Below are 23792 nucleotides of genomic sequence, written 5' to 3'. Positions count from 1 at the left end.
GCCCCATCGTGCCGCGCGCACCCCTCAGCCCCGCGCGGTCATCATGCTTCGGATCCGCTCGGCCAGCGCTCGCTCGGTCGTGAGGTTGCTGAGCAGCTGCGCACGGTGGCCGCCGCAGGCGCCGGGGATCACCTGGCCGGTGCTCGGGTCGATCCGGCCGCGCAGAGCACGCTCGCCCTGGGCGATCGATTCCTCGAGAAGCGCGAGCCGACGCGCGAGGCGCTCGGACTCGAAGCTCTCGACCGAGATGTGGTACTGGGAGGTGTGGCCAGCGGTGAATGCGGGGACGCTCATCATCATCCGTTTCGTCGGGGCGCCCATCATCGGCACCTTCATCAGAGAGACGTGCGGGATCGGCGATCATGACGCGGCGGCGCGAAACGCACGATCAGGTGACACCCCCTTCCTCGATCAGGACCGGAGAACAGCGAGGTCCTCGTTCTCGACGATGGCGAGAGTGCGCACGAGACGGGTGTAGCGCTCGACCAGACTGCGTTCTTCCGAAGCCTGGCCCAGCAGAGCGGTGATGCTCTCGGCGGGGAAGAGGGAGACGATCTCCATCGCGACGGCGCGGGCGTGCTCGGAGGACAGAGCTCGGGCGTACTCGATCGCGCGGGTCAGCTGCGGGCGCTGCTCCGGATCGGCAGTGGGGTCGGCCGCCGCGGAGGCGGCATGGCCCAGGACGGCCACGAAGACCCGGGCGATCTCGTCGACCCGGAGCGCCCTGACCAGGGTCAGCAGGCGGGAGGAGACGCGCGAGACGCCGCGCGCGAGGAGTTCGCCGCCCAGCGCGCGGACCTCGATGACGTCGCCGCCGCCGAAATCGCCCGAGACGCGCTTGATGCCGGAGGCGAACAGGCTCGATCCCGCGGCGATGCTCCGCTCGGCCTCGAGATTGATCTCGACACGGCCCCGCGCGGTGGCGACCCCCGAGATCCAGCGCTGCTCGATCGGAGGATGCGCATGAACGGCGCGCACGAGCGTCCCCGGGCCGGGGCCCTCCAGAGCGCCGAGGATGACGTCGGGGGTGCGCGATCCGGCGATCCTGGTCGAGACGCCGTTGTGCGCTGCGAGCTCAGCGGCGCGCAGCTTCGAGCGGATCCCGCCACGACCGGTGCCGCCCTTCTGCACCCCGATCCGGCGCAGCTCCGCGATGCCCAGCTCATCGAGATGCACCCCCTCGGCGATGCTGCCCGCGAAAACGCCGGGCACATCGGTCAGCAGAAGGAGCAGATCTGCACCGAGGAGCATGGCCAGGCCTCCTGCGACACCGTCATTGTCCGAACCGGCGGAGTCGATGGTGTCGTTGCCGTTGACCACCGGCACGACGCCTGCGTCGAGAGCGTTGCGGATCGCTTCCGCGACGTGCGACATCTGCCCGGGTGAGGCCAGATCGGACTCGCCGATCAGGATCTGCGCGACCAGTGAGCCAGAGAGCTCGGCGACCGAGCGGTAGAACCCCATGAGCACGGTCTGACCGACGGCGGCGGCCAGACGCGGGCTGATCGGCTCGTCCTGGGAGCGAGCGAAGAGCGCCCGACCGGAGGAGACGGCGCCCGAGGAGACGAGCACGACGTCCCAGCCCAGAGTCCTGGCGGCGAAAGCGCTCTCGAGGGCGCTGGCCAGAAGCACGGGATCGGGGCCGGACTGCTTGGTGACCGAGCTGGAGCCCATCTTGACCACGAGGGTGCGTCGACGCGGTGCGGCCGGTGCGTCGGGAGCGGTGACGTCGAGGTCGGCAGGGTCGGTCAGGGCGTCGGGCATGGCTCCCATGCTAGAGGCGGCGACAGGGGCGGCTCGGCTCGGTGACGCGGCTGTCGGCGCCCGCCCTGGCCGTGTCGGAGGAGGGTGGCAGACTGCGCGGAAGCGCTTTCACCAGTGGCGCGGAGGCTCCTCCACAGGCGGCCCCTCCGAAGCGTTCTCCCCTCCCTCCGCGGGACCCTCGGCGGATGTCGGTAGCGATTGACATACTCGAACACATGTTCGAATATGGGCAGATGAGCCCCCCTTCCACCCCTGTCTCCACGGAGACGGCCGAGGTCGCAGAACCCCTCCTGCGGCAGCTCGCGTCGGTGAAGGAGCTGCAGTCACGGATCCGGGACATGCAGGTGACGAGGCTCGAGACCACGGGCCTCGCCACGCTGCCCGCTTTCTCCTCGGTGCTTCCCGGCGGTTCGCTCAAGCAGGGCGCTGCCTACTCGGTCGAGGGATCCATGAGCCTGGCGATGGGCCTGCTCGCCGGCCCCTCGTCCGAGGGCTCCTGGTGCGGAGTCGTCGGTGTGCCGGAGTTCGGTGCCGAGGCGGCAGCGGGCATGGGCATCGACCTCGAACGGCTCGTTCTCGTGCCCTCGCCCGCCGAGCACTGGCTGACCGTCACCGCCGCGCTGGTCGACGTGCTCACCGTGGTGCTCACGCGTCCGCCCGCCTCCGTCTCGTCGGCCGATGTGTCCCGGCTCGGAGCACGGCTGCGCCAACGCGGCGCGGCACTCGTGGTCCTCGGCGAGTGGCCGCAGGCCGAGGCCAGGCTGAGCATCCGCAGCAGCCGCTGGGAGGGTCTGGGCGCCGGACACGGCTACCTCCGCTCGCGGGAGGCGATGGTCGATGTCGTCGGCCGTGCCGGCACACGGGTGCGCACCGTGAGGATGAGCATGCCCGGCGTCGAGCAGGTCTTCGGCACCCTGGGCGAGCACGCCCGTCTGCACGAACGGGCGGTCTGAGATGACGAGCGCACCCGAGCTGCGCCGGACGATCCTCGTCTGGTGCCCGGACTGGCCCCTCCTCGCGGCGGCTGCCGAGGCGAGACTCGGCGCAGAGGAGCCGCTGGTCCTCTCCGAGAAGAGCCTCGTCTTCGCCTCCTCCCCCGCGGCCCGGGCAGAAGGAGTGCGTCGGGGGATGCGGATCCGTGAAGCGCAGTCCCGCTGCACCGGTCTGACGGTGCTGCCGTACGACCCGGTGCTCGACCACCGGGCGTTCGAACCGCTCATGCAGGCGCTCGAAGAGATCACCCCGGGGGTGCAGCTGATCCGTCCTGGTCTCTGCGCCCTCCGCGCCAGGGGTCCCCGGCGCTACTACGGCAGTGAACAGTCAGCCGCCGAGGCCATCCTGCAGAGGCTGGCAGAACGGGGCCTTCTCGACGTGCGGATCGGCATCGCCGACGGACTCTTCGCCTCCGAGCTCGCCGCCAAGCACTCCGGTCGTCCGGTGACGATCGTCCCGCAGGGAGCGGCTGCGGCGTTCCTCTCCCCTCTCCCCCTCGACGCGCTCGAAACCGAGGCCGTCGCCGCTCCGTCTCGGGTGCCGGCCCGCGGAGACGGCCTCGTGGCCCTGCTGCGCAAGCTCGGCGTGCGCACCCTGGGCGCCTTCGCGGCTCTTCCCCGGGAAGACGTCGCGGCTCGCTTCGGTCCCGACGGGGCCCGGGCCCACCAGCTCGCCGCCGGGGGTGAGACAGCGACGGTGGTGCCGAGGCTGCCACCTGAGCGGCTCGACCGCGCGATGGAGTTCGAGCCGCCCCTGGACCGCATCGATCAGGCCGCCTTCGCCTTCCGCGTCCCCGCCGAGGAGTTCGTCGCCGGGCTCACCCGGGCGCAGCTGGTCGCGACCGCGATCCGCATCGAGGTCGTCAGCGAACGCGGTGAGATCTCGTCGCGGAGCTGGCTGCACCCGCGCTGGTTCAGCCCGGGTGACGTTCTCGACCGCGTCCGCTGGCAGCTGCAGGGCAGCGGAGCGATCGACACCGGGCTCGGTGCTCCGATCGCACGGCTCTGCGTCGAACCCGAGTCCGTCGACGCGATCGGGCACCACGAGCAGGGTCTGTGGGGCACTGCTCCCGAGGAGCGCGTGCATCACGGGCTCAGCCGCGTGCAGAGCATGCTCGGGCACGAGGCCGTGATGACCGCATCGATCGGAGGAGGACGAGCGCTGCGCGATCGCCAGCACCTGATCCCCTGGGTCGACCGCGAACCCGGTGATGCGCGGCCCCTGGGCCTACCGTGGCCCGGGTCGCTGCCGCCGCCGCTACCACCGACCGTCTTCGCCGAGCCCGCTGCCGTCGTGGTGCGCGGGCCGCAGGGCGAACCCGTCTCGGTCGATGAGCGAGGCGCTCTCACTGCCGCGCTCGCCTACTTCGCTCCGGGCACCTCCCGAAGCCGTCTCGAGGCGGTGGCGGGCTGGGCAGGACCCTGGCCGATCGACGAACGGTGGTGGGATCCGCGCACCGCAGTCCGCTACGACCGCTTCCAGGTGGTCGATTCCGCGGGAGTCGCCTGGCTGCTGCTCTGCCTCGACGGGCAGTGGGCGGCCGAAGCCCGCTACGACTGAGCCCGCACCTGATATGCCCCGCACGGAACACGATCCGACATGGGGCACCATCCCTCGCGCACCCCTTGCGCACTGCACGTCCCGAGTACCGAAGGAGCCCCTATGGGCTGGAACAATCCGCCGATCCCGTGGTCGGAGTTCGAGCGACGCCTCTCCAGCGGCCGCCGCGCCGACGGCACGATCGTCCGCGGCGACGGCGGCGACAGCCCCGCATGGTCGCACAAGCGTCCCGCCTACGTCCCCGGCGACGACGTCCGGCCACCGGTGCGGAGTGTGCCCTACGCCGAGCTGCACGCCCACTCCCACTTCAGCTTCCTCGATGGTGCCAGCAGGCCCGAACATCTGGTCGAGGAGGCGGTCAGGCTCGGCATCGACACCCTCACCCTCACCGACCACGACGGGCTCTACGGCATCGTCAGGATGGCCGAGGCCGCACAGGGCCAGGGCGTGCGCACGGCCTTCGGTGCCGAGCTCTCGCTCGGACTCACAGCACCACAGAACGGCGTCGCCGATCCGGAAGGGTCGCACCTGCTGGTCCTCGCCCGTCGCGAGGCGGGCTACCACCGCCTCGCCCGCGCCATCACGGCGGCTCAGCTCGCCGGTGCCGAAAAGGGCAAGCCGAGCTACGATCTCGAGGAGCTCGGCCGAGCGGCCGAGGGGCACTGGATCGTCCTCACGGGCTGCCGGAAGGGAGCCGTCCGCCAGGCCCTCGCCGCCTCAGGCGAAGCAGCCGCGGAGCGAGAGATCCGCGAACTCGTCAGGCTCTTCGGAGCACGCAACGTCCTCGTCGAGCTCTACGACCACGGTGATCCGCTCGCCTCGCGGTACAACGACCTGCTGATGGGGATCGCCGAGCGCCTCCGGCTGCGGCCGGTGGCCACCGGGAACGTGCACTACGCCCGCCCGGAGGAGCGACCTCTGCAGACGGCGCTCACCGCGGTCCGGGCGCGACGGAGCCTCGACGAGATGGACGGCTGGCTGCCCGCGGCCGGCGGCGCGCACCTGCGCTCGGGAGCCGAGATGGCCGAGCGCTTCGCCCGCTATCCGGGCGCCGTCGAGAACACCGTCCTCGTCGCCGACGAGATCGCCTTCGAACTCGGCCGGGTGCGGCCGCGTCTACCCCGCCAGGAGGTTCCCGAGGGCCACACCTCGATGAGCTGGCTGCGCGCCCTCGTCCGGGAAGCGGTGCCCACCAAGTACTCGCGCGACGACCCCGAGGTCCTCGCCAGGCTCGACAAGGAGCTCGCGGTGATCGAGGAGAAGGACTTCCCCGGCTACTTCCTGATCGTGCACGACATCGTCCAGTACGCCAAGCGCAACGGCATCCTCTGCCAGGGCCGCGGCTCTGCAGCGAACTCGGCTGTCTGCTACGTGCTCGGGATCACCGCGGTCGACTCGATCTTCTACGACCTACCGTTCGAGCGTTTCCTCTCCAGCATCCGCGACGAGGAGCCCGACATCGACATCGACTTCGATTCCGAGCGGCGCGAGGAGGTGATCCAGTACGTCTACCGCACGTACGGACGCTTGAACGCAGCCCAGGTGGCCAACGTCATCACCTACCGCCCCAAGTTCGCCGTGCGCGACATGGCCAAGGCTCTCGGCTACAGCGCCGGGCAGCAGGACGGCTGGTCGAAGCAGGTCGAACGCTGGGGCTCGATCACCGAGAGCACCGACCACGACATGCCCGAGGACGTCGTCTCGCTGACCACCCGGGTGCTCGGGACCCCTCGACACCTGGGCATCCACTCCGGCGGGATGGTGCTCACCGAGCGCCCGGTGGGCGAGGTCTGCCCCATCGAACCCGCGCGGATGGAGAACCGGACGGTCCTCCAATGGGACAAGGACGACTGCGCCTGGATGGGCCTGGTCAAGTTCGACCTGCTCGGGCTCGGGATGCTCGCGGCGCTGCAGTACACCTTCGATCTCGTCGCCGAGCACGTCGGTGAGAAGTGGGACCTCTCGACGATCCCGAGGGAGGAGAAGGGCGTCTACGACCAACTCTGCCGCGCCGACTCCATCGGAGTGTTCCAGGTCGAGAGCCGCGCCCAGATGGGCACGCTCCCCCGTCTGCAGCCGAGGCGCTTCTACGATCTGGTGATCGAGGTCGCCCTCATCCGGCCCGGGCCGATCCAGGGCGGAGCAGTCCACCCCTACATCCGACGCAAGCTCGGCGAGGAACCGGTCACCTACCAGCACCCGCTGCTCGTCACTCCGCTCAAGCGCACCCTGGGTGTCCCGCTCTTCCAGGAGCAGCTCATGCAGGTCGCTGTGTCGGTCGGCGACTGCACGGCGGAGGACGCAGACCTGCTGCGACGCGCGATGGGCTCCAAGCGCGGGACCGAGAAGATCGAGAGCCTGCGCGAGCGGCTCTACGAGGGGATGGCGCGCAACGGAATCACGGGTGAGGTCGCCGACGACATCTACCTGCGGATCCAGGCGTTCGCCAACTTCGGTTTCGCCGAGAGCCATGCGATCAGCTTCGCCCTGCTGGTCTATGCCAGCGCGTGGCTCCGTCTGCATTACCCGGCAGCCTTCACCGCAGCGCTGCTGCGGGCCCAGCCGATGGGGTTCTACGCTCCGCACACACTGGTCGCCGACGCCCGACGGCACGGGGTCGAGGTCGAGTCCCCCGACATCAACCGTTCGCTGGCCCCTCCTGGTCTCGAGGCGCGGGAGGGCGCGCCCCCGTATCAGGGAGGTGCGGCCTCCGGAAGGGACGAGTGCCTCTGCGCCGATCAGCCTCCCACCGGGCTCTTCGACCGCTCCGAGCACTTCGACACGGACGACCACCGCCGAGACAGCGGCTTCGTGATACGACTCGGGCTCGCGGGGGTGAAGGGCATCGGCACCGAGCTGGCCGACCGTATCGTCTCAGAACGGGAGCGCGGTGGACCCTACTCGAGCATGGCCGACCTCTCGCGGCGGGTGGGCACCAGCGCCGCCCAGCTCGAGGCGCTCGGTGCTTCAGGAGCCTTCGACTCGCTCGGGCTCGAGCGCAGGCAGGCGCTCTGGGAATCGGGGACGGCTGCAGGCGATCGCGAGGAGTTCCTCGCCGGCTCGACGGTCGTCGTCCAACCGCCCTTGCTGCCCATGCTCTCGCCTCAGGAACGGGTCGTCTTCGATTTCTGGGCCACCGGGATCTCGCCGGACGACCATCCACTGCGGCATCTGCGCGAGGCCCTCGCACGCCGCGGAGCGCGGTCGACCGCCGACCTCCGCGGAACCCCCTCCGGGACCCGGATCGAGGTCGGCGGGGTCGTGATCCACCGTCAACGTCCCTCCACAGCCGGCGGAGTGACCTTTCTTAACCTCGAGGACGAGCACGGGATCCTCAACGTGATCTGCTCCGTCGGAGTATGGAACCGTCACCGCCGCGTTGCACGCGAGGCACCCGCCCTGCTCGTCAGAGGGATCCTCGAGCGCTCCGACGAGGGGGTGACCAATCTGCTCGCCGATCGGTTCGAGACCCTCACGGTCGGCGCGCATACCACGTCCCGCAATTTCCGATGACCCACCAGAAGCGACTACTCGCACCACGAGAAAGCGACACCATGACGACCCTCGACCGCGCCGATCCGCCCCCGCACCTCGATGCGCCGCTCCTTAACGATCGCGAGCTGCGCGAGCGCGTCTCGTCGCTGATCGGACCGGCCTATCGCCGCGCGCTCTGGCCGATCTTCCTCGACCGCACGGGTGTGCAGCTGCCGATCCTCTACCCGATCGAGGGGCTGCCCGTGCATCCCGACGAGGAGAAGACCGAGCGGATCGTCGCCACGCTGGCGAAGGCCGTCGCGCACCAGGACGTCGGCTCACTGGCCTTCGCCCTCGAACGACCGGGTCGGGCGTTCCTGGGTGAGGCCGATCGCGTGCTCGCGCGTGACCTCGCCGCGGCCTGCCACCGCCGGGCCATCCCACTGAGGGCCCTCCTGCTCGTCCACGACGATGGAGTACGGGTCGTGACCGCGACGGAGTACTCCGCGGTCACGACGTGAGACCTCAGGCGGGGGCGCCCAGAATCACCAGCAGCGAGGAGGCGCCGAGGTCGACCTCGGTGTCACCCGGCTGCACGGCGCACTCACCGACGCCCAGGAGCGACTCCGTCACCTCGGGCAGCGGCACCCGCGCCGCCGCCTCGCCCACGTTGATCGCGAGAGTGACGCGACCTCGTCCGAGCGTCAACCAGCGATCCTGCTCGTCGAGATCCACCCGCACCGAGCCGAAGCGAGGATCCGTGAGCTCCGGGAAGCGGCGGCGGATCGCCGCCAGCTCGCGGTACACGGCCAGGACGCGGGCGTGGCGTCCCTCCCCGACCTCGGACCAGTCGAGCCGAGAGTGGAGGAAGGTCTCGGGGTCCTGGGGGTCGGGCACGACCTCCGGGTCCCAACCCATCCTGGCGAACTCGGCGATACGGCCCTTCGCTGTCGCCTCCCCGAGTTCCTTCTCGGGGTGCGAGGTGAAGAACTGCCACGGGGTCGATGCCGCCCACTCCTCCCCCATGAAGAGCATCGGAGTGAACGGTCCGAGCAGGGTCAGCGCGGCGGCGATCGCCAGACGGCCCTCGTCGAGCGTCGCCGTCAACCGGTCCCCGATCGCCCGGTTGCCGATCTGGTCGTGGTTCTGGCTGCAGACGACGAGCCGCCAGGTGGGCATGAGCTCGGTGTCGACAGGGCGGCCGTGGTGACGGCCGCGGAACGTCGACAGGGTGCCGTCGTGGAAGAAGCCCTTCGTCAGGACCTTGCCGAGGGCGCCCAGTGGGGCGAAGTCCTGGTAGTACCCGGTGGTCTCTCCCGTCACCGCGACGTGCACAGCGTGGTGGAAGTCGTCGCTCCACTGCGCATCCAGACCGTAGCCGCCGGCCTCGCGCGGGGTGATGAGCCGTGGGTCGTTGAGATCCGACTCGGCGATCAGGGTGAGGGGCCGCCCCACGCGCGCCGAGAGCACGGAGACCTCGGAGGCCATCTCCTCGAGCACGTGCACCGCTCGCTCGTCCGACAGGGCGTGCACCGCATCCAGCCGCAGGGCGTCCACATGGTAATCGCGCAGCCACATCAGGGCGTTGTCGATGATGTAGCCGCGAACGGCATCCGACCCGTCGCCGTCCAGATTGATCGAGCTGCCCCAGGTGTTGGCCTTCTCGCTCTTCAGGTACGGACCGAACTCCGGGAGGTAGTTCCCGCTGGGTCCGAGGTGGTTGTACACGACGTCCTGCACGACCCCGAGGCCCACGCGGTGCGCGGCGTCGACGAAGCGCTGGTAGGCCTCCGGTCCGCCGTACGGCTCGTGGACGGCGTACCAGAGCACTCCGTCGTAACCCCAGTTGTGGGTCCCGTTCACCGCGTTCACCGGAAGCATCTCGACGAAGTCGACCCCGATCGAGCGCAGGTGCTCCAGCTTGCCCGCAGCAGCGTCCAATGTGCCTTCCGGCGTGAAGGTCCCGATGTGCAGCTCATAGATCACGGCGCCGGCGAGTTCACGGCCGGTCCACGGCCCATCCGTCCACTCGTGCGACGAGGGATCGTACGTCCGCGAGAGCTCGTGCACGCCCTCCGGCTGGCGGCGCGAGCGCGGATCGGGGAACGGGCCGCTGCCGTCGATCCGGTACCCGTAGTCGACGTCGCCCGAGACCGGAGCCGATGCGGGGGCACGCCACCAGCCCTCCTCACCGAGCCGGGTCATGGGCAGGGGCGAGTCGGCACCCAGGACGAGCTCGACGGCGGACGCCGCGGGAGCCCAGACGTCGAAACGCTCAGGTCCGGTCGCCGGACGTGCATAGCGGTAGGGAGTCGTGCGGGTCACGGCGGTCTCCAGGAGGTGTCGAAGGGGTCGGGGAGAGGGCTGCTCGGCCGATCAGGAGACCGGGGCGAGCAGGGCGACGGGGTAGTCGACGAGAAGCTCGGCTACAGGAGTCGCTCCGCCCGCGAAGGTGCGACCGGTGAGGACGTCCTCGACAGGGTGCCCGGGGAGGACGATCACGGTGTCGCGCCATCCGCCCGCGACGGCGAGCCCCTCGGGCAGACGCGTGGCGAGCGTCAGAGCGCCGCCGCGGTCGAAGGCGATGGCGTGCTCAGAGGCCGGACCGATCGCCGGAACGGCGGCATAGCGGGTGAACAGCTCTGGGCGATCGCGGCGGAGGCGGAGGGCGCGCGAGGTGACGAGCAGCTTCGCGGCCCCTTCTGCGTCGATCTCGGGCTTCCAGCCGCCGTCGATCCGCTCGAGCAGAGCGCGACGACGGTCGAAATCGACCTCGCGGCGGTTGTCCGGATCGACCAGCGACGTCTCCCAGAGCTCGCTGCCCTGATAGACGTCGGGGATGCCGGGAGCGGTGATCTGCACGAGCTTGGCCGAGAGACCGTTCGACCAGCCCGCGGCCGAGACGCGCTCGACGGTCTCCTCGATCAGACGGCGTACCTCCGGTTCGTCGAACGCGGCATCGACGGCGGCGTGCATCCGCTTCTCAAACGCCTCATCGGGGGCGGTCCAGCGCGTCGAGCTGCCCGCCTCGCGCGAGGCCTTCTCTGCGTACGCGTGCAAGCGGTCGCGCGCGGCCGGCCACGCGCCCACGATCGCCTCCCAGAGCAGGTGCTCGACCGGGCCGTCACCGAAGCCAGCCCGGACATGCAGGTCGCGCAGTGTCGACGCCCACGCCTCCGGGTCCTCGGCCAACGCCGTGATCCTGGCCCGCGTGTCCTCGCCGCGCTTGGTGTCGTGCGTCGAGAGGGTCGTGAGCGACGCGGGGAACGCTGCCTGGCGCACGCCCTGACGACGATGGAACTCGACGAGGTCGATCGCGAACTCATCGGGATCCGCTCCGACCTCGTTGAGGGACGTGAGGCGGCTGAAGCGGTAGAACGCGGTGTCCTCGACACCCTTGGCCATGACCATGCCGGACGTCTGCTGGAATCGGACGGACACGGGAGAGCCCGTCTCGGCGAGCGCCGCGGCGACGTCGTCGACGGTGGCAGCGATCTCGGGACGGCGACGGACCGCCTCGACCCGCGCATGCTCGAGGTGCTCCGCGCCGTAGGGCAGGTAGCTGCGATACACGGGATACGTCGCGAGGAGCTCCGCCAGGGCGTCGTCGGCCCCCTCGATCCCGGGCAGCAGCCGCGCCAGGCGCAGCACCTCCGAGCGGAGGATGCCGTCCGCGATTCCGCGCTTGGTGTCGTGGATCAGGTCGGCCCAGACCACCGGTGGTCCTCCCCCGCCCAACTCGGCGTCGAGGCCCTCGAGCACAGGGCGGGCATAGGGATCGACGAGGATCCGGTCGATGTCGGCAAGAGCGTCGTACCCCGTCGTGCCCACGGTGGCCCAGTGAGGAGGAAGCTCCTCGTCTCCCTCAAGGATCTTCTCGACCCACACCGGCGCACCGCCGATGGCGCGCGACAGGTCGTCGAGGTATCTCCCGGGATCCGCCAGACCGTCCGGGTGGTCCACTCGGAGGCCGTCGGCGAGTCCCTCCGTGAACCAGCGGACGATCTCGCGGTGCGAGGCGTCGAACACCTCCGGCCGTTCGACAGCGATGGCGGCGAGGGTGTTGACAGCGAAGAAGCGACGGTAGTTCAGTTCGGCGTCGGCGCGGCGCCAGTTCACCAGCTCGTAGTTCTGCCGCTCGTGCACCGTCCGACCGGAGTCGCCCGGCCGAGCGGTTCCCGGCGCGAGGGGCAGGCGGTTCTCGTAGTAGTGGAGCTCGTCTCCCACGACCTCGAGCGCGTCGAGCTCGCTCTCGCTGTCCCCCTCTGCCGCACCGTCGCCCAGGAGCGGGATGCGCAGCCTGCCGCCGCCCGCCTCCCAGTCGACGTCGAACGCCGTGGCGTAGCGAGAGGACCGGCCGTTCTTCAGCAGGTCCCACCACCACGAGTTCTCGCTCGGAGTCGCGACGCCCATGTGGTTCGGCACGATGTCGATCAGGACGCCGAGTCCCTCGGTCCTCGCCGCCCGTGCTGCGGTCGCCAGACCCGCCGCACCACCGCGCTCCGGATCGACCTCGCTGTGATCGACGACGTCGTAGCCGTGGTCCGAGCCGGGCTCGGCCCGCAGCAGCGGAGAGAAGTACAGCCAGTCGGCTCCGAGGGTGCGCACGTAGTCGGCGACGCGCGCCGCCTCGTCGAGGCCGAACGCGGAGCGGATCTGGAGGCGGTAGGTGGAAGCGGGCAGACGCACGTCAGGCTCCTGTCGAGGGGGCGGTCGCGGAATCGGTCGACTCGGCGGAGGGACTGGTCCGCCCCGTCGAGGTCACGATCGGGATCGCCGATGTCGCGGCGAGCGAGGCGAGGGAGGCGGCGACCGAATGGTCGACCTCGGGTTCGGGGGCGCTGTGCTCCTGCAAGATGACGAGCGACTTCGCCTGGACGGTCAGGGTCGCGCCGGCGGGGCGCGGGATCGAGTCCGCCTCGGCGCCGGCGGTGTCGACCAGGACGCTCCAGGCCAGCGCGTACTCGTCGCTCGGGATGGAGAACTCGACGTCGACGTCGTCGGCGTTGAAATACAGCAGGAAGCTGTCATCCGTGACGGGCCGGCCGCGCTGATCGCGCTCGCGGATCCCGTTGCCGTTGAGGTAGATGCCGACCGACCGGCCCAGCCCCGAGTCCCAGTCCGAGGGCGCCATCTCGGTACCCGCTGCTGTGAACCAGACGATGTCCGGCAGCGGCTCGCCGGTCCCGCGCAGCACGGGTCGCCCATCGAAGAAGCGCATCCGCCGGAAGGTCGGGTGCTCGGCACGCAGGCGGATCAGTGCTGCCGTGAACTCCAGCAGCGGCCGGTCGGCGTGCGCCCAGTCGACCCAGGTCAGCTCGCTGTCCTGGGCATAGGTGTTGTTGTTGCCGTTCTGAGTGCGGCCGAGCTCGTCGCCGTGCAGGATCATCGGCACGCCCTGCGAGATGAGCATGGTCGCCAAGAAGTTGCGCTGCTGCCGAGCCCGGAGAGCGAGCACCCTCGGATCGTCCGTCGGCCCCTCGACGCCGTGGTTCCAGGAGCGGTTGTGCGACTCGCCGTCGTTCCCGTCCTCGCCGTTCGCATCGTTGTGCTTCTCGTTGTACGAGACGAGGTCGCGCAGCGTGAATCCGTCGTGAGCCGTGACGAAGTTGATCGAGGCGACAGGGTAGCGGCCCGAGTGCGCATACAGATCGGCCGAGCCGGTCAGCCGGGAGGCGAACTCCCCCAGCGTCGAGGGCTCGCCCCGCCAGAAGTCGCGCACGGTGTCGCGGTACTTCCCGTTCCACTCCGTCCACTGCGGTGGGAAGTTGCCGACCTGGTAGCCGCCGGGTCCCACATCCCACGGCTCGGCGATCAGCTTCACCTGCGACACCACCGGATCCTGCTGGACCAGCTCGAAGAAGGTCGAGAGCCGGTCGACGTCGTAGAACTCCCGCGCCAGAGCCGAGGCGAGGTCGAAGCGGAAGCCGTCGACCCGCATCTCGGTCACCCAGTAGCGCAACGAGTCCATGATCAGTTGCAGCGAGTGCGGGTGGCGCACGTTCAGGGTGTTACCGGTGCCGGTGTAGTCCATGTAATAGCGCTTGTCGTCGTCGACGAGCCGATAGTAGGCCTCATTGTCGATGCCGCGGAAGGACAGCGTGGGGCCGAGATGGTTGCCCTCGGCCGTGTGGTTGTAGACCACATCGAGGATGACCTCGATCCCGGCCGCGTGCAGGGCCTTCACCATGCTCTTGAACTCCTGGACCTGATGGCCCTGATCGGCCATGGAGGCGTAGGTGTTCTGTGGCGCGAAGAAGCCGATGGTGTTGTATCCCCAGTAGTTCGAGAGGCCCTTCTCGATCAGCGTCGAGTCGTTGACGAACTGGTGCACCGGCATGAGCTCGATCGCCGTGATGCCGAGGTGCTTCAGGTGGTCGATGACCGCCGGATGAGCGACGCCCGCGTAGGTGCCGCGCAGCTCCTCCGGAACCTCGGGGTGGCTCTTGGTGAGGCCCTTCACGTGGGCCTCGTAGATCACAGTGCTGTCGTAGGAGGTGCGCGGACGCCGGTCACCCGCCCAGTCGAAGAACGGGTTGATGACGACGCCGAGCATCATGTGCGGCGCCGAGTCCTCGTCGTTCGTCGAGTCCGGGTCGCCGAAGGTGTACGAGAAGAGCGATTGGTCCCAGTCGATCTCGCCGGAGACGGCCTTGGCGTAGGGGTCGAGCAGAAGCTTGTTCGGGTTGCAGCGGTGACCGGTCGCAGGATCGTACGGGCCGTGGATCCGATAGCCGTAGCGCTGACCCGGCTGCACCTGCGGCAGGTAGCAGTGCCACACGTAGGCATCGGACTCGAGGATCTCGACGCGGGTCTCGGTGCCGTCCTCGTCGAACAGGCACAGCTCGACGCGCTCGGCGATCTCGCTGAACAGGGCGAAGTTCGTGCCGCTTCCATCGAAGGTCGCGCCCAGCGGGTAGGCGGTTCCGGGCCAGGTCTCCACGAGACTCCTCAGGGGATCATTCTCGGGCGATCCGGGAGAGGCCGATGTGCGGTCTGCGGATGCCCGACGTCGGGGGTGAGGGTCCGGCGTCTCCACGACGGACCGACTGCCCACCTTAGCGAGCGTCTCTCGAGCATTCCCCTGACGGTCAGCGCTCATCGAGCCTCCCTCCTCCGGCGGTCTCGACCCGCGGCCGGAACCGCCGCTCGCATCGTGCCACGGCCCGGGCGGCGGGCAGGACGATCCGGTGGGTCACGCTCGAACAGTACGGTCGAGCCGTGGGCTGCGGCGAGGGCTGGCGCCGGGGCGGCTCGATCGGCTAGCGGTCAGCCTGAGCAGGCCGCCGCGGGTTCAGTGCGAGCCGAGCCTGCGCCGGAGCAGATCGATCCGCGCCTGCAGCTGGGTCACACTGGCCTGTGCCACAGCCGGCCCCCCGCAGAGCCGGCGCAGCTCGGTGTGCACCTGCCCGTGGCTCTCGCCGGTCCCCCGTGCCCAGAGCCCGACCAGCGAGTTCAGAAGACTCCGCTGCTCCTTGAGCGTGCGGTACAGCGGCGCGGGGATCTCGCTCTCCTTCGCCTCGGGGGCTGCCGCAGCTCCGGGACGCGAGCCTGCCCGCTTCGCCTGGCGCTGCTGACGGTGCTGCAGCAGCTCACGCACCTGGTCGGGCTCCAGCAGCCCGGGAAGCCCGATGAAGTCGAGCTCCTCCTCGCTCTCGACCTCGACCTCCATGCCGAACTCGGCGCCCTCGTAGACCACGCGGTCGAAGGTCGCCGCCGAGCCGAGCGACTCGAAGCGCCCCTCCTCGAGGAGCTCCGACGAGGCCTTCTCGGAGCGCTCGGCGTCGCCCATCAGGTCGGCCTCGGGGTACTCCTCGTCGTCCGACGTCCTGCGGTCGAGAGCATGGTCGCGCTGCTGCTCCATGGAGCTCGCGAGCGCGAGCAGCCCCGGCACGTTCGGGAGGAAGATCGAGGCGGTCTCGCCGCGGCGCCGGGCCCGCACGAAGCGGCCGACGGCCTGGGCGAAGAACAGCGGAGTCGATGCCGATGTCGCGTAGACGCCCACGGCCAGACGCGGAACGTCCACCCCCTCCGACACCATGCGCACCGCGACCATCCACCGGCCGGTGTCCTTCGAGAACTCCTCGATCCGGTCGCTCGCCTCTTTCTCGTCCGAGAGCACGACGGTGACGGGCTCTCCGCTGATCTCGCGGAGCATGGCGGCGTAGGCCCGGGCGGAGTAGTGGTCGGTGGCGATGACGAGCCCGCCCGCGTCCGGGACGGAACGACGCACCTCGCTCAAACGTGTGTTCGCCGCGCGCAGCACCGAGGGGATCCAGTCTCCTCGGGGGTCGAGCGCCGTGCGCCAAGCCTGCGCCGTGACGTCCTTGGTGTTGCCCTCGCCGAGCCGCGCCTCCATCTCGTCGCCGGCCTTCGACTTCCAGCGCATCTGGCCGGCGTACACCATGAAGAGGACGGGCCGGACGACGCCGTCGGCGAGCGCGCGGCCGTACCCGTAGGAGTAGTCGGTGAGCGAGGTGCGGATGCCCTCCTCGTCGGGCAGATAGTTGACGAACGGGATGGGGGCGGTGTCCGAGCGAAAGGGCGTCCCGGTGAGCGAGAGGCGCCGCACCGCGGGCTCGAAGGCCTCGCGGATCGCGTCCCCCCAGCTCAACGCGTCACCGCCGTGGTGCACCTCGTCGAGGATCACGAGCGAACGCCCAGAGAGCGTGAGCTCACGGTGGAGCTCCGGCCGCACCGCTACCTGCGCGTAGGTGACGGCCACGCCGTGGAAGTGCCGCGCGTGCCTGCCCATCCGGTTGGTGAAGGTGGGGTCGAGGCGGATTCCGACGCGGTGCGCCGCCTCCGCCCACTGGCGCTTGAGGTGCTCGGTGGGCGCGACCACGGTGATGCGCTCGACCGTGCGGTTGTGCAGCAGCTCGGCGGCCAGGCGCAACGCGAAGGTCGTCTTGCCCGCACCCGGGGTGGCGGCGGCGAGGAAGTCCCGCGGCTCGTGCTGGAAGTACGCCTCGAGAGCCTCCGCCTGCCAGGCCCGCAGCTTGTTCGCCGTGCCCCACGGGGCCCGCCCAGGGAACGACGGGGACAGGTGCTCGGCGGCGGAGGTGCCGACCTGATGACCGAAGCTCGAGGGACTGTTCACGTGGACCGAATCTAGCCGACGCCTCCGACAGCGCACGGTCCACCGCGACCCTGCGCGGGACGTGCGGCGTGTCGCCCGGTGACACCCGTGCCCGGGCTCGGAGCACAATGGAGGGATGGTCGAACAGCGTCATCCGTGGTCCCGCTATGTCGCCCTCGGCGACTCCTTCACCGAGGGCATCGGCGATCCCGAGCCCGCGAGCCCGGGCGGTCACCGCGGTTGGGCCGATCGCGTCGCGGAGGTGCTGGGACGTCAGAACGACGACTTCGCCTACGCGAACCTGGCCGTGCGCGGCCGCCTCCTGCAGCAGATCGTCGACGAGCAGGTCGAGCCCGCGCTCGAGCTGCGACCCGATCTGATCACCATCTCGGCGGGCGGCAACGACGTCATCCGCCCCGGGACCGATCCCGACGACATCGCCGCGCGCTTCGAGTCCGGCCTGGCGCGCCTGCGCTCCAACGGTGCCACCGTCGTGCTCTTCACCGGAGTCGACGTGGGCTTCTCGCCCGTCTTCGGGCGCATCCGCGGCAAGGTCGCCATCTACAACGAGAACCTCCGCGCCCTGGCCAAGCAGTACGACTGCATCGTCGCCGACCAGTGGTCGCTGCAGGAGATCCAGGACGTGCGGATGTGGGCCCCCGACCGCCTGCACCTCAATCCGCACGGGCACCACGAGGTCGCGCGCATGGTGCTGGAGGCGCTCGCCGTCGAGAACGACCTGCGTCCTCTCGCTCCGGAGCCGCTGCCCGCCCGCACCTGGCGCGCCGCTCGCACGGAGGACATCCAGTGGGCCAGGGAGTACCTCGTCCCGTGGGTCCTGCGCCGCGTCCGCCACCAGTCCTCCGGCGACTTCATCACCGCCAAGCGGCCGTCGGCTCAGCTCTGGCGCACCGACCCGTCCGCGATCCCTCCGGTGGTCCCCGGCAACGCGACGCCGGAGCAGGTCGCCGAGGACATCGCGACCGCCGGCGTGCGGATCGTGATCGACGGCGACTAGCCGAAGAGCTCACCGGGGTGCACGAGGCGCCAGCCGAAGCCCGGATCCTCGATCACGCCGTCGGCGACGAGCGGAAGCTCGTAGGGCGTCCCATTGACCTGGACGGTCGCCGTCCCGACCCGCTGGCCGTCGGCGACGACCTCGAGCGGGTCGAGCGCGACGGAGGCGGTCGTCGAGACCGCTCCCCAGACGAGCACCGAGCGAGCCTCGGCCGTCTCCGCCGTCGCGGTCTCGCCCCACGCGCTCGTGAGGCTGCCGTAGTCCTGGCCCGCTGTCGTCAGCGGAACGGAGCGGAATCCTGCCTCGACCGTCGGGATCAGCGTGAGCACGTCGGCGGCGAGCTGCGGATGCGTGCCCGCCCCCACCACCACGCCCACCAGGGTCACCGGCTGCCCGTCCACCGTCGCGTCCACTGAGAAGAGGAGGCAGGCCCCCGCCTCGTCCGTCGTCCCCGTCTTGATGCCGTCGACGCCCGACCGTCCGAGAAGCGAGTTCGTGTTCTCGATCGTCCCGACGCCGGGGACGACCGCGCTCGGCAGCGCGACGATCGCGGCGAGCACGGGGTCGCCGATCAGCAGCTCGCCGAGCCGCACCATCTCGGCCGTCGTGCTCACGGTCGCGGGCGAGAGTCCACTCGTGTCGGCGAGGGAGGTGCGCGACAGGCCCTGACCGTCGAGCCAGGTCCGCGAGGCGGCGAGGAACGCCTCCTCGGAGCCGTAGGCCCAGACGGCGAGCGACTTCGCGTAGTTGTTGGCGGAGGGGAGCATCATCGCCGTCAGCGCCTGCCGCTCGGTCAACTGGAGCCCCGCGGTCACCGGGGCGTTCGAGCCGTTCTCGGCGAGGGTCTCGTTGTAGTACTGCACGTCGGCAGTGGAGAAGGTGATCGTCTCGCCGTCCGTGCCGTCCGCGATCGGCTTCGCAGCCAGGATCATCAGAGCGGTGACGACCTTCGCGATGCTCCCGGTCGGGAGAGTGTCGTCGGAGCCGTAGCGCGCGAGAAGCCCGCCCTCCTCCGCACCGGCGATGCCGACGGCCGCCACCGCTCCGGAGCCGTAGGACGGCCAGGCGAGGACCGGCGCCTCCGTCGTGGTCGCCGCCGGCTCCACGGCGAGGGCGCTCGCCGCGGGCAGCTCGGCGGTCGCCGCGTTCGTCGCGTAGGCGCCTCCCGCGCCGACCAGGACGACCGCGAGCACCGCGCCCGCGATGGCCGTGCGGCGCCGTCGCCGACGGACCGGCACTGCAGTGCCCGACAGGTCGAGCGCATCGTCGGGCCTGCTCGGGGAAGTCACCCCGTCATCGTAGGGGCGGGACCCCCGCCCTCCGGCCGATCACGCCCGCCTCAGCCGCTCCTGAGGGCTGATGACGCCGGGAGCGGGCGCGAACCGGCCTTCCGAGCGACGCGCGAGCGCGTTCCGCGACCGTTCGGGCGCGGAACCGGGTGGGTCAGTGGGTCAGCGCCCAGAGCGCAACGGCGCCGGCCGAGGCCACGTTCAGCGAGTCGACGCCGTGCAGCATCGGGATCGTCACCACCGTATCGGAGGCGTCCACCGCCGCCCTGCTCAGCCCGTCGCCCTCCGCGCCGAGCACGATCGCCACCCGCTCAGGGCGTCCCGCGGCGAACTCGTCGAGCGGTACCGCCTCGGGCGCCAGGGCGAGCGCCGCGACTGAGAAGCCCGCGGCGAGCAGCGACTCCCTGGCGGGCCCCCACTCCGGCGTCCGCGTCCACGGCACCTGGAGCACCGTTCCCATGCTGACCCGGACGCTGCGACGGTAGAGCGGATCCGCGCAGCGCGGCGTCACCAGCACCGCGTCGGCGCCCATCCCGGCAGCCGCGCGGAACACCGCGCCGACGTTCGTGTGGTCCACCAGGTTTTCGAGGATCACGACCAGCCGGGCGTCCTCCAGGAGCTCGGCCATCGGCCGCAGCGGCGGGCGGTGCATCGAGGCGAGGGCGCCGCGGTGCAGGTGGAACCCGGTGAGTTCCTCGATCAGCGGATCCGGCCCGACGAAGACCGGCGCCTCGGGGAAGCGCTCGAGCACCGCTGCCGCCTCGGGGAGCCTTTTCTCCTGCACCAGAACCGAGCGCGGGCGATGGCCGGCGTCGAGCGCTCGCCTGATCACTTTCGCCGACTCCGCGATGTAGAGCCCGCCCTCCGGCTCCAGCACCCGACGCAGCGCCACATCGGTGAGGCGGTGGTAGTCCGCGAGGAGGGGGTGGTCGAGGTCCGTGATGTGCACGATCGGCATCCCGGCAATCTAGGGCACGCCGCGGACTAAACTCGGCGGAGGACCGCTCGGACGGTCCTCGAAGGAGGCGCGGATGGAGTCGAGTCCGACACCGGTCGCCGAGGGCCACGAGGCCCTGGCGATCGAGCAGGCCGTCGAACTCCTCCGCGGGCGCCGCATCGCCGCCGTCACCGGCGCGGGCATGAGCACCGACTCGGGCATCCCCGACTACCGCGGAGCGGGTGCGCCGGTCCGCAGCCCGATGACCTACTCGCAGTTCGTCGCCGACCCCGACTACCGCCGCCGCTACTGGGCCGGCAGCCAGCTCGGCTGGCGCCGCTTCACCAGCACGGTCCCCAACGACGGCCATCGCGCGCTGGCCCGCCTCGAGGAGCGCGGACTGCTCACCGGGGTCGTCACGCAGAACGTCGACGGCCTGCACGTGCGGGCCGGATCCCGTCGCGTCGTCGACCTGCACGGCTCCGCCGACCGTGTGCGCTGCATGACGTGCGGCCAGTACTTCGCCCGCGACGCGGTCGCCGAGCGGATCGAGGAGCTGAACCCCTGGCTCGACGACCCGGGTGTCTCCTCCCTCAACCCGGACGGCGACGCCGAGGTGCACGACGTCTCGGCGATGACGGTGCCCGAGTGCACGGTCTGCGGCGGGATCCTCAAGCCCGACATCGTCTTCTTCGGCGAGTTCATCCCCACCGAGCGGTTCCAGGAGGCTCGCGCCATCGTCGCCGGCGCCGACGCGCTGCTCGTCGCCGGCTCCTCGCTGGTCGTCAACTCCGGTATCCGCTTCCTCGAGATCGCTCGACGGGCGCGGATGCCGATCGTGATCGTCAACCGCGGCACCACCAAGGGCGACTCGCGCGCGACGATCAAGATCGACGGCGGTACGAGCGAAGTACTCCGCGACCTCACCGAGCGCCTGCCCGCCCTGCGGTCCGCGGCCCTCTGATCCGGCTCCCGACCTCCCGAGAGGCCCCTGTGACCCAGCTCACCCTCGTCCGACACGGCCAGACCGAATGGAACGCCGCGCGCCGCATCCAGGGGCGGAGCGACATCCCGCTCAACGCGGTCGGCCGCGCGCAGGCCCGCGCCGCCGCCCGCCTCCTGGGCGAACGGAGCTGGGACGCCGTGGTGGCGAGCCCGCTGCAGCGCGCCTACGACACGGGCGCCATCATCGCCGACTCTCTGGGCCTGGAGGCGCCGCTGGCGGTGCCCGGTCTGGCCGAGCGCTCCTACGGCGAGGCCGAGGGGATGACCGGCCCGGAGCTGAGCGAGCGGTTCCCGAGCGGCATCGAGGGAGGCCCCATCCCCGGATGCGAGACCCGCGCCGAGGTCGTCGCGCGGGCGACGGCGGCACTGCTCGAGGTCGCGGAGCGGTTCCCGGGTGCCTCCCTGGTGGTCGCGACCCACGGCGCCGTGATCGGCAGCCTGATCCGCACGCTCAGCAGCGATGAGCTGCCGCCGCACGGCATGTCGGTCGGAAACGGCTCACGGCACGACTTCGCGATCGTCGACGGTGCGCTGCGCGTGGTCGGCATCGACGACTCCGGCGACGTGGTGGTCGCCGACGTCGACCTCGACGACGTCGTCAGCCCTGCGGCCGGAGCCCGATCCGTCGGTTCAGCGCCCGTCCGCTGAGCGCTCGCCCAGGTCGGTGAGCAGCTCGAAGAGCACCCGGGCGGAGTCGCGCCACGAGAACGCCGCTGCGCGCTCGCGGGCGCGGGCCGACTGCGCGCGCCACACGGCGCCGTCCTCGAGCGAGCGCACGCCGTCGGCGATCGCCTTCGCGCTCGACGGATCGACGTAGACCGCCGCCTCCTGCGCGATCTCGCGGAAGATCGGGATGTCGCTGACGACCACCGGCGTTCCGAGGGCCATCGCCTCGACCAGCGGGATCCCGAAGCCCTCGTCGCGACTCGCGGTGACGAGCGCGGTCGCGCGCGCCAGCACGGCCCGGTACTCGGCGTCCGGCGCGCCCTGGTGGAACACGAGCTCGGCGGTGGGGGCGAGAGCACGGAGCGTCTCGACCGTCTCGTCACCGGCCCGGCTCATCAGGTGCAGCTCGTAGTCGGGCAGGAGGCGCATCGCCCGCGCGAGCGACTCGACGTTCTTGTACGGCATGAACGAGCCCATGTAGACCAGCGAGCGGGCGTCGGAGCGGTCCGGCAGGGAGGCGGCGAGTGCGACGCTCGCCTCGTCCGGCTCGGTCGTCGCGTTCGGCACGACCACCACGCGCCGCGTGGTCAGGCGGTTCGCGCGGAGGAGCTCGCGGGTGGTCTCCGAGACCGTGACGACCGCATCAGCGCGCTGGAGGAGCCTCCGCTGCGGCCACCAGGCGAGGTGGTAGAGGCGCCAGAGCCCGCGTATGGGCGCCGGCAGGTCGCGCGGGGGCGTGCGGTGACGGTAGTAGATGAGGTCGTGGACCGTGAGCACCAGCCGGTAACGGCGTCCGAGCGAGCCCATGGTCTGCATCGGCGAGAACACCACGTCGGGTCGCAGCCGGTTCACGAGCAGCGCGACGAAGGGCTCGAACGGGCTCGTCGGCCCGGTCACACGCTCCCACGGCAGCGAGGGCAGCATCGCGAGCTGGCGGCGGTCGCTGATCAGCATCGTCACGTCGTGCAGCAGCGCGAGCTCGCGCACCAGCTCGGCGGTGTAGCGGCTGATGCCGTCGTGGCGCTCGAGCCGGGTGTACCGGCAGTCGACGACGATCCTCATCGGTCGATCCCCCCTTCGAGGACGCTGCGCAGCACCGAGGCGGCCTCGTCCGGTGTCTCGTAGTGGATCAGGTGGCCGACTCCGTCGATCACGTGCAGGCGGGCGTGTGGCAGCCGCTCGAGCAGGCGGTACTGCGCCGAGAGCGGAGTGATGTCGTCCTGCGCCGCCGCGATCAGCAGCGTCGGCACGCTAATGCGAGCCGCGTACTCGCCGACGTCGTGCGAGACCGACGCGCGGAACGCCTCCAGCACGGTGTCGCGCGAGGCGAAGGCGCTGAAGTAGCGGTCGTGCTGGTCGTGCACGAAGCGGCGCAGCGCCGGATCCTTCGTCTTCACCATCGCCAGGCTCATCACCCGGACGATCAGGGGGTCGCTCAGGAGGCGGTGGCCGAGGCGGCGGGGCAGCACCGCGCCGAGGCGGTAGTAGAGCACGGCGAGCCTCGTCAGAACGCCGCGAGGCCCCGCCAAAGCCGGAGCGCCGATGGGGTTCACCAGCACCAGGAGGGGCGTCGGCAGTCCGCCGGCGACCGCGCCCGCCGCGACGATGGAGCCGAAGGAGTGGCCGAGCACGACCGCCGTGCCGCGCAGCCCGAGCGCGTCCAGGAATTCGCCGAGCCAGGCCGCGTAGCCGTCGACGTCGTGCGCGTGGGCCGTCATCGGCGCAGAGGCCCCGAAGCCGGGAAGGTCCGGGGCGACGACCCGTGCGTCTGCTCCCCCGGCCAGCAGCCGGGCGATCACCGGCTCGAGCCCGTGGTGCTCGCCCCGGAACCCGTGCACGAGCACGAGCACCGTCGCAGCCTCCGGAGAGCCGTAGGTCCAGTAGGCGGTGGCCGATCCGGCGACGTCCACCGAGGCCTCCCGCACGGGGAGGCGGCCGAGATCGGCGGCGTAGGGGGAAGCTGAGGTCATCGCAGTTCCCATCGTAGGGAAAGCCTGTCGAACTTCT

General features: G+C 70.7%; 17 protein-coding genes. 7 read left to right on the top strand and 10 right to left on the bottom strand.

Features of this window, described 5'->3' with window-relative positions; translation table 11 throughout:
- Positions 1 to 24 precede the first annotated feature (24 nt).
- Positions 25 to 324, bottom strand: a complete 300-nt coding sequence (locus GSU10_RS07400) for a hypothetical protein (RefSeq protein WP_153038763.1) — start codon at positions 322 to 324, stop codon at positions 25 to 27.
- Between the two features lie 87 nt (positions 325 to 411).
- Positions 412 to 1764, bottom strand: a complete 1353-nt coding sequence (gene proB, locus GSU10_RS07395) for a glutamate 5-kinase (protein ID WP_158286066.1) — start codon at positions 1762 to 1764, stop codon at positions 412 to 414.
- A gap of 233 nt (positions 1765 to 1997) precedes the next feature.
- Here proB and GSU10_RS07390 point away from each other — a divergent pair, with 233 nt between their 5' ends.
- From GSU10_RS07390 to GSU10_RS07375, 4 genes are all read left to right on the top strand, one after another.
- Positions 1998 to 2717: a hypothetical protein gene (locus GSU10_RS07390; protein WP_132504311.1), complete on the top strand. Its 720-nt coding sequence runs from the start codon at positions 1998 to 2000 to the stop codon at positions 2715 to 2717.
- A 1-nt stretch (position 2718) separates the two neighbouring features.
- Positions 2719 to 4317, top strand: coding sequence for a DNA polymerase Y family protein (locus GSU10_RS07385; protein ID WP_068207136.1), 1599 nt, complete (start codon positions 2719 to 2721; stop codon positions 4315 to 4317).
- 102 nt (positions 4318 to 4419) lie between these two features.
- On the top strand, positions 4420 to 7830 hold the full coding sequence (locus GSU10_RS07380; RefSeq protein WP_068207003.1) for an error-prone DNA polymerase: 3411 nt from the start codon (positions 4420 to 4422) through the stop codon (positions 7828 to 7830).
- Between the two features lie 41 nt (positions 7831 to 7871).
- A complete protein-coding gene (locus GSU10_RS07375; RefSeq protein WP_132504313.1) occupies positions 7872 to 8312 on the top strand; it encodes a hypothetical protein in 441 nt (146 codons plus the stop codon).
- A 4-nt stretch (positions 8313 to 8316) separates the two neighbouring features.
- Here GSU10_RS07375 and treZ read toward each other — a convergent pair whose 3' ends face one another.
- The 4 genes from treZ to GSU10_RS07355 all read right to left on the bottom strand — a co-directional run bounded on the left by treZ (position 8317) and on the right by GSU10_RS07355 (position 16891).
- Entirely contained in the window at positions 8317 to 10116 is a 1800-nt protein-coding gene (treZ, locus tag GSU10_RS07370) for a malto-oligosyltrehalose trehalohydrolase (protein WP_068206997.1), read from the bottom strand.
- 51 nt (positions 10117 to 10167) lie between these two features.
- On the bottom strand, positions 10168 to 12480 hold the full coding sequence (gene treY, locus GSU10_RS07365) for a malto-oligosyltrehalose synthase (RefSeq protein WP_068206994.1): 2313 nt from the start codon (positions 12478 to 12480) through the stop codon (positions 10168 to 10170).
- A gap of 1 nt (position 12481) precedes the next feature.
- Complete coding sequence (gene glgX, locus GSU10_RS07360; protein WP_068206991.1) at positions 12482 to 14734, bottom strand: glycogen debranching protein GlgX; 2253 nt, start codon at positions 14732 to 14734, stop codon at positions 12482 to 12484.
- A gap of 351 nt (positions 14735 to 15085) precedes the next feature.
- Positions 15086 to 16891: a DEAD/DEAH box helicase gene (locus GSU10_RS07355; RefSeq protein WP_068206986.1), complete on the bottom strand. Its 1806-nt coding sequence runs from the start codon at positions 16889 to 16891 to the stop codon at positions 15086 to 15088.
- 115 nt (positions 16892 to 17006) lie between these two features.
- Here GSU10_RS07355 and GSU10_RS07350 point away from each other — a divergent pair, with 115 nt between their 5' ends.
- The gene (locus tag GSU10_RS07350; protein WP_132504315.1) at positions 17007 to 17888 is read left to right on the top strand and encodes an SGNH/GDSL hydrolase family protein; all 882 of its coding nucleotides are present in this window, start codon (positions 17007 to 17009) and stop codon (positions 17886 to 17888) included.
- Here the strand turns inward: GSU10_RS07350 and GSU10_RS07345 are convergent.
- Entirely contained in the window at positions 17885 to 19177 is a 1293-nt protein-coding gene (locus GSU10_RS07345; protein WP_132504317.1) for a D-alanyl-D-alanine carboxypeptidase family protein, read from the bottom strand. The two genes, GSU10_RS07350 and GSU10_RS07345, sit on opposite strands and share 4 nt — an antisense overlap.
- 154 nt (positions 19178 to 19331) lie before the next feature.
- Positions 19332 to 20135: a TrmH family RNA methyltransferase gene (locus tag GSU10_RS07340; RefSeq protein ID WP_068208034.1), complete on the bottom strand. Its 804-nt coding sequence runs from the start codon at positions 20133 to 20135 to the stop codon at positions 19332 to 19334.
- A gap of 73 nt (positions 20136 to 20208) precedes the next feature.
- On the opposite strand from GSU10_RS07340, the gene GSU10_RS07335 reads away from it, so the two are divergent.
- Both GSU10_RS07335 and GSU10_RS07330 read left to right on the top strand, forming a co-directional pair.
- Complete coding sequence (locus GSU10_RS07335) at positions 20209 to 21078, top strand: Sir2 family NAD-dependent protein deacetylase (RefSeq protein WP_132504319.1); 870 nt, start codon at positions 20209 to 20211, stop codon at positions 21076 to 21078.
- 29 nt (positions 21079 to 21107) lie between these two features.
- Complete coding sequence (locus tag GSU10_RS07330; protein ID WP_132504321.1) at positions 21108 to 21767, top strand: histidine phosphatase family protein; 660 nt, start codon at positions 21108 to 21110, stop codon at positions 21765 to 21767.
- On the opposite strand, the gene GSU10_RS07325 is transcribed toward GSU10_RS07330, so the two are convergent.
- Complete coding sequence (locus GSU10_RS07325) at positions 21750 to 22847, bottom strand: glycosyltransferase family 4 protein (protein ID WP_068208028.1); 1098 nt, start codon at positions 22845 to 22847, stop codon at positions 21750 to 21752. The two genes, GSU10_RS07330 and GSU10_RS07325, sit on opposite strands and share 18 nt — an antisense overlap.
- A complete protein-coding gene (locus tag GSU10_RS07320) occupies positions 22844 to 23755 on the bottom strand; it encodes an alpha/beta fold hydrolase (RefSeq protein WP_068208025.1) in 912 nt (303 codons plus the stop codon). Before GSU10_RS07320 ends, GSU10_RS07325 begins: the two co-directional genes overlap by 4 nt.
- Between the last annotated feature and the right edge of the window lie 37 nt (positions 23756 to 23792).

Source organism: Rathayibacter tanaceti (assembly GCF_009834165.1).
GTDB classification, from domain to species: domain Bacteria; phylum Actinomycetota; class Actinomycetes; order Actinomycetales; family Microbacteriaceae; genus Rathayibacter; species Rathayibacter tanaceti.
Note: the sequence above shows the minus strand (reverse complement) of the source record. Positions and strands in the feature narration are given on the sequence as shown.